The sequence below is a fragment of the Pseudomonadota bacterium genome (genome assembly GCA_034660915.1).
GTDB lineage: Bacteria > Desulfobacterota > Anaeroferrophillalia > Anaeroferrophillales > Anaeroferrophillaceae > DQWO01.
This window is the reverse complement of record JAYEKE010000016.1, coordinates 1-6,070: the sequence shown is the minus strand read 5'-3', so window position 1 is coordinate 6,070 and position 6,070 is coordinate 1. Positions and strand designations below refer to the sequence as shown.

General features: G+C 43.8%; 5 protein-coding genes and 1 tRNA gene. All 6 read left to right on the top strand.

The window, feature by feature from the left end; translation table 11 throughout:
• The coding region (locus U9P07_00710; GenBank protein MEA2107929.1) for a hypothetical protein at positions 1 to 268 on the top strand (268 nt) is incomplete at its 5' end.
• A gap of 96 nt (positions 269 to 364) precedes the next feature.
• The gene (locus U9P07_00705; protein MEA2107928.1) at positions 365 to 853 is read left to right on the top strand and encodes a DUF494 family protein; all 489 of its coding nucleotides are present in this window, start codon (positions 365 to 367) and stop codon (positions 851 to 853) included.
• Positions 854 to 1,022: 169 nt separating this feature from the next.
• A complete protein-coding gene (gene topA / locus U9P07_00700; GenBank protein MEA2107927.1) occupies positions 1,023 to 3,299 on the top strand; it encodes a type I DNA topoisomerase in 2,277 nt (758 codons plus the stop codon).
• 83 nt (positions 3,300 to 3,382) lie between these two features.
• Positions 3,383 to 3,459: transfer RNA gene (locus U9P07_00695), tRNA-Arg, on the top strand.
• Between the two features lie 726 nt (positions 3,460 to 4,185).
• Positions 4,186 to 4,446, top strand: coding sequence for a hypothetical protein (locus U9P07_00690; protein MEA2107926.1), 261 nt, complete (start codon positions 4,186 to 4,188; stop codon positions 4,444 to 4,446).
• A 119-nt stretch (positions 4,447 to 4,565) separates the two neighbouring features.
• Positions 4,566 to 5,249: a hypothetical protein gene (locus U9P07_00685; protein ID MEA2107925.1), complete on the top strand. Its 684-nt coding sequence runs from the start codon at positions 4,566 to 4,568 to the stop codon at positions 5,247 to 5,249.
• Positions 5,250 to 6,070 lie beyond the last annotated feature (821 nt).

The window sequence follows — 6,070 nt, the reverse complement described above, 5'->3', positions numbered from 1 at the left end:
TATATTTTGTGCTTTGCCCCGGCTGCTGCCGGCAGCTTCCGGGGGGAAGAAGCAGGAAAACGATGCCCGGCTGCTGAATCCGGTTTCTCAGGAGCAGGAAGAATTGATTGCCAAGCTGGACCCAACGGAGTATTCTCTTGATCAATTGATGGAGATTTCGGGTTGGTCCCATGACCGCGTAAGCTCTATATTGCTGGAAATGGAAATCGCCGGGATGATCTGGCGGACCACAAATGGTAAATTTCAGCTGAATCCAAAGCTTGTCTGAGGTGTTTTCGCGGACGGACAGGATTTGAGTTATATCGTATTAAGGTTTTTTTATCATATCGAATTTTCCCGATTCCCGGTTTAAGGAGGGATTTGAATGTTTGAGCGGGTTATAGCAATTATCAGTATCATATCGCAGTATCTTATTGAAGATATAGATGTTTTTGATCAGGAAATAGAAATTGTTGAGGATCTCGTATCCCTGGGGTTTGAATCCGGCGAAATTGAAGCTGCCTTTAACTGGATAGCCAATCTTTCTCAGGGACAGGGAATCAAGCGGGGAGACGAAGCGCTGGACGCCGAAGAACTGGGCCAGTATGTGAGAATCTTTACGGCTGAGGAAAAACGTTTGTTGACCAACCCTGCGCGTGGCTACTTGATGAAGCTGCATAACCTTGATCTGGTTAATGCTCCTTTGCTGGAAGAAATTATCGACCAGGCAATACTGCTGGATACCCCGGCAGTGGGGGTGGAGGAAATCAAGATGATTTCCACCATGGTGGTTATGTTCAGTCAAAGTGGTCCTGATGCCAAAACCCGTTTTTTACGTTTTGTCGAAGCCGATGCTGAAGTGATGTACCATTAAGATCAGGAGGAATTCATAAGTAACGTTGTCTCTTGAGGTTCAGTTTGCTGAAAGGAGTAGGAGGTGCGGGTTACGCGCCTCTTTGTTTTTTAATTATGGTGAAACGATGCCGATTTGTTTGCCGGTTGCCGGAAAATCAGAAAAACTGCATGGATGGAAGTGAAATTATATGGGAAAATCGCTGTTGATTGTTGAGTCTCCGGCAAAAGCCAGGACCATTAAAAAATATTTGGGTAAGGGTTTTGATGTTAAAGCCTCCGTCGGCCATGTAAAAGATCTGCCCAAGAAGGAGCTGGGTATTGATATCTCCGCCGAGGGTGATTTTGCCCCCAATTATGTGACTATTCGCGGCAAGGGCAAGGTGATCAGTGAATTGAAAAAGGCGGCTAAATCGGCCGATGCGGTTTACCTGGCTCCTGACCCTGATCGTGAAGGAGAAGCTATCGCCTGGCATATTTCCCGGGAGCTGGGGCGTAAAGAGGAGGTATACCGGGTTCTTTTCCATGAAATCACTCCCCAGGCAATCAAGGAGGCTTTGAAGACCCCATTAGCCATCGATGAAAACCGGGTGAACGCGCAGCAGTCACGGAGGATTCTTGACCGGTTGGTGGGTTATAAAATCAGCCCGCTGTTATGGAAAACCGTGCGTCGGGGGCTTAGTGCCGGGCGGGTGCAATCGGTAGCCGTGCGCCTGATTTGTGAGCGGGAAGCGGAAATCCAGGCTTTTAAACCGGAAGAATACTGGCATATTGAGGCATTTCTTAATGGACCTCAACCGCCAACCTTTTCCGCCCGTTTACATAATATCGCTGGTAAAAAAGCGGTGGTCGGCAATCAGGAACAGGCGGATGGCATTGTCAAGGAGCTTTCATCCGCCCCGTTTACGGTTGCCAAGTGTGAGCAGAAAAAGAGGAAACGAAATCCACTGCCGCCGTTCATTACCAGCAAACTGCAGCAGGAAGCCTCCCGCAAACTTAATTTCAGTGCTAAAAAGACGATGATGGTTGCCCAGCAGCTCTACGAAGGGGTGGAATTGGGAACTGCCGGACCTACCGGTTTGATTACCTATATGCGTTCTGATTCTGTGCGGGTATCTAAAGCAGCGCTGCAGGATTGCCGGTCTTATATCAAAGCCCGTTTTGGCTCCGATTATCTGCCTGCCAAAGCGAATTATTATAAAAATAAGAACAGCTCTCAGGATGCCCATGAAGCTATTCGCCCAACCTCCATGGAGCATGATCCGGAACAGATTGCAAATTATTTGACCGGCGATCAGCTGAAGTTGTACCGCTTGATCTGGAATCGTTTTGCCGCCAGCCAGATGGCGCCGGCTGAGTATTTTCAGACGGTGGTCGATATTCAGGCGAGTGAAAACTATCTGTTTCGGGCAGTTGGCCGTCGCCAGACTTTTGCCGGGTTTCTGGCTCTGTATGAAGTGGGGAAGGATAATGTTAATGGAAACGGTAATGGCAAGGAACAGGACAGCGAGTTGCCGCCGCTGGCGATCGGCGATGTGCTGAATCTGGAAAAGCTTGAGCCCTCGCAGCATTTTACCCAGCCGCCGCCCCGGTTTACGGAAAGTACTCTGGTGAAGGAACTGGAAGAAAAAGGTATCGGCCGGCCTTCCACTTACGCTGCCATTCTTTCAACCATCCAGGATCGTGAATATGCCGAGCTGAAGGAAAAAAAGTTTTTCCCCACTGATCTGGGGGGGCTGGTTACCGAACTGTTGAAAAAAAGTTTTCCAGACATTCTTGACGTCAGTTTTACCGCTCAGATGGAGGATAAGCTTGATCAGGTGGAAGAAGGAAAGTATGACTGGCAGCAGCTGCTGAAGAATTTTTATCAGCCGTTTGAAAAGCGCCTGGAAGCTGCGGTGACGACCATGAAAGAGGTTCGGCAGCAGGAAGAGGAAACGGATGAAATCTGCGAGAAGTGCGGGGCCCATATGGTAATTAAATGGGGCCGTAATGGTAAATTTCTTGCCTGTCCAAACTATCCTGAATGTAAGAATACCCGCAACCTGGCTTCCAAAGAAGCGCCGGCGGATCCTGAGTTGAGCCCGGAAGAGATTGAACAATTGGGTAAGTGCCCGGAATGCAGCAGTAATTTAACGATAAAGAATGGCCGTTTTGGCCGTTTTATCGCCTGTTCCCGCTATCCTGAATGCAAATATACCCGTTCCATCGGTACCGGTATTGATTGCCCGGTTGAGGGCTGCAGTGGTGAAATTGTTGAGAAAAAATCGCGCAAAGGGAAAATCTTTTATTCGTGCTCACGGTATCCGGATTGTAAATATGCCTTGTGGAATAAACCCTATCCCATGACCTGCCCGGATTGTGGACATCCTTTTCTGGTGGAAAAAACCTCAAAATCCCGGGGACATTACCTCCAGTGTCCACAGAAGGAATGCTCCTATTCGGCTGAGCTTCCTGACAAAGAGTGAGGAGTTTTGATGGCAGACAATTGACAAAAAAAGTTCAATGAGATAGCATTTGTTCATTCAGTTTTTTAATTCATTGTCCATAAGCGCCAGTAGCTCAGCTGGATAGAGCAACGGACTTCTAATCCGTAGGCCGCAGGTTCGAGTCCTGCCTGGCGCGCCAATAAAATCACGGGGTTATCTAGCAAAAATTAGGTAACCCTTTTTTATTTTGGCTCTATGTGAAATAGAGTGGGTAACCAAATTTTAACTTTTGTTGAATTTCACATTATTTAAAAAAATACCGGCAGTTTTGTTTCGCATTATACCAGCGGTGAAACACCAGAAAAGGTAAATTAAATGGCAACGTTTAGAGACAATAATTCGGACGCCCCTATGCCTTTAAACCCCCGGGGTTTGGGACAGAGCCCCAATCCAGGATCCGGTACAGGATTCTAAAACTTTCATATTCAGGTGAAATAATTCATATTTTTTGCAATATTTGCCGTATTTTAATTTAATTTAAAAAAAAGGCGGTGAAATAAATATAAATACAACAGTCGTGCACAGGACATGGTGCATTTGTCTTATCCAGAAAACGTGATCCTGAAGTAAAATCTATATGTAAATGTAATTCACTTTGACCTGAATCATTGTCAGTAAAAACTACATCGTTAACAAACCAAGGAGAGTGCAGACCTAACGCCATACTAAATAAAGCTTCACTATTCGTGTTTTATGTGATTTTAAAAAATCAATTGAGGTTTCTATAGCACATTACCCACTATAAATCACATAGAGCCAAAAAATCATTGCCATTATTATCACTTTGCTACTTATGGTAGCAGCACTCAATGTTCATGCTGCCACTCACATTATTACCAGTTGGAATGCAAATTCCGAAAGTGACTTGACCGGTTATAATATCTACCGCAGTACCACTCCCGATTCCGGTTACAGTAAACTGAATTCTTCAATTATTCCCAAGGCAGAATCACCCAGTTATGTTGACACCATCAAAGGTAAGGTGCAGGCAACTTATTATTATGTAGTTACCGCTGTTGATGGCAGTGGCAATGAAAGTGTTTTTTCCAGCGAAGGAGATGTCCATCTTGATAATATGCCACCTGCTTCTCCCCGAGGCATTAAAAAACATTTCAAAATCAAATAGCAGTAAAAATATTGGACTGAAAAAAATGTAAAAATTGGCTGAAAGTGTTAAGTTAATTTTGTAAGGTTGAATGAAATTAGTTGTATGAAAACTAACCAACCAGAGAAGGGAGTATGGACATGTATAAGAAAATGATGATGTTGGCAGTGGTGGTATTGACCTCGAGTCTTTTGGTTATCCCGTCCATGGCCAAAGGTAACAGTAAAGGCCCTGCTGACTCGCCAGGAAAATCAGGTGTGGCACATCAGCATGTTAATAATGCGCCAGGCCTTAATGATGTTCACGAAAATCATTCTATGGACGGAGAAAAAGGCCCCAATGGCCAAGCGGGCAATTCTAATGTAGGACATCTCTATCTTTATGAAAAGGCACAAGATCCTGAGGCTAATCGTGAAGATCTTTGGCTTATTGTGGAAGGTGGCATGTGGGGAAAAATGAAATACAATTTGTCTGGTCCTACTTTTGATTTTGTATTTAACGGTCACCGGTTGCCGATAGGTCAGGAATTTACACTGATTTACTATCCTGATCCTTGGCCTGCTGTAGGTCTTATTTGTTTAGGCTCAGGTACTGTTGTTGAGGATGAAAATGAAGATGGCATGGGGAATATACATATAGCAGGTTCAGTTGATACTGGTGACTTGCCTATTGAAGTTGATGACAATTATGAATATGGTGCCAAAATTTTCTTAGTTCCTTCAATTGATGTAGATTGTGGTGGACAAGTGATGACGGAGTGGACTGGTGATGATGCTAATTTGTATGAGGGTGCATTAATTACTTTTTATGATACGGATGAGTAATAACTGACGAGTAGAGGATATATCTTGAAGTTGTAGAAAAGATTATCCGTTTAATTTTTGTCACAGAACTTCTCATGGATATAGGCCTCCTTGGCATCCAGTCCAAGAGGAAAAAAGTTGATCACCAAGCATCTATCTCCATATTAATTCTACAAGGGCAGGGTTTTCGGACTCTGTCTTTTTTATGTTGTATTATTCCTTGCATGCCAACCAATTTCTATAACCATACCCGCTATAACCGCTACAATCAACATTGTCACCGACGGTATGAAAATGCTGTCACCGACGGTATGAAACTGTATGATTTCTGGCGGTATGAAAATGCTGTATTTTCTTCAAATAGAGGATATTAAAAACTCTTCTTAATTTTTCATATTCTTCAAATATAGCAATAGCGAGGGGTCGTGTTTGCCCATAGCACAAAATGTGCCATAAAAAACGTCCTAAACAGCCACATTTTCAAACTGGCGCTTTTCATACATTTTCACGCAGTCGCTAACAAACATTCCCGGGAAACATAAAAATTTTTCTATTACGTCCGTTCTATTACCATCCCAGCCATCTAATCAATATAACCGGAACCCGGTTGGTTATATGATTACAGACTCTATATTTTGTATTGAGTACGGTTGGATTGAATAATAGTATTGGTTATATCGTATAGGGTTCTATTGTTAATAGCCTATACTGTATAATTGTTGAATTTCACTTTATTTAAAAAAATACCGGCAGTTTTGCTTCGCATTATACCAGCGGTGAAACACCAGAAAAGGTAATTTAAATGGCAACGTTTAGAGACAATAATCCGGACGCCCCTATGC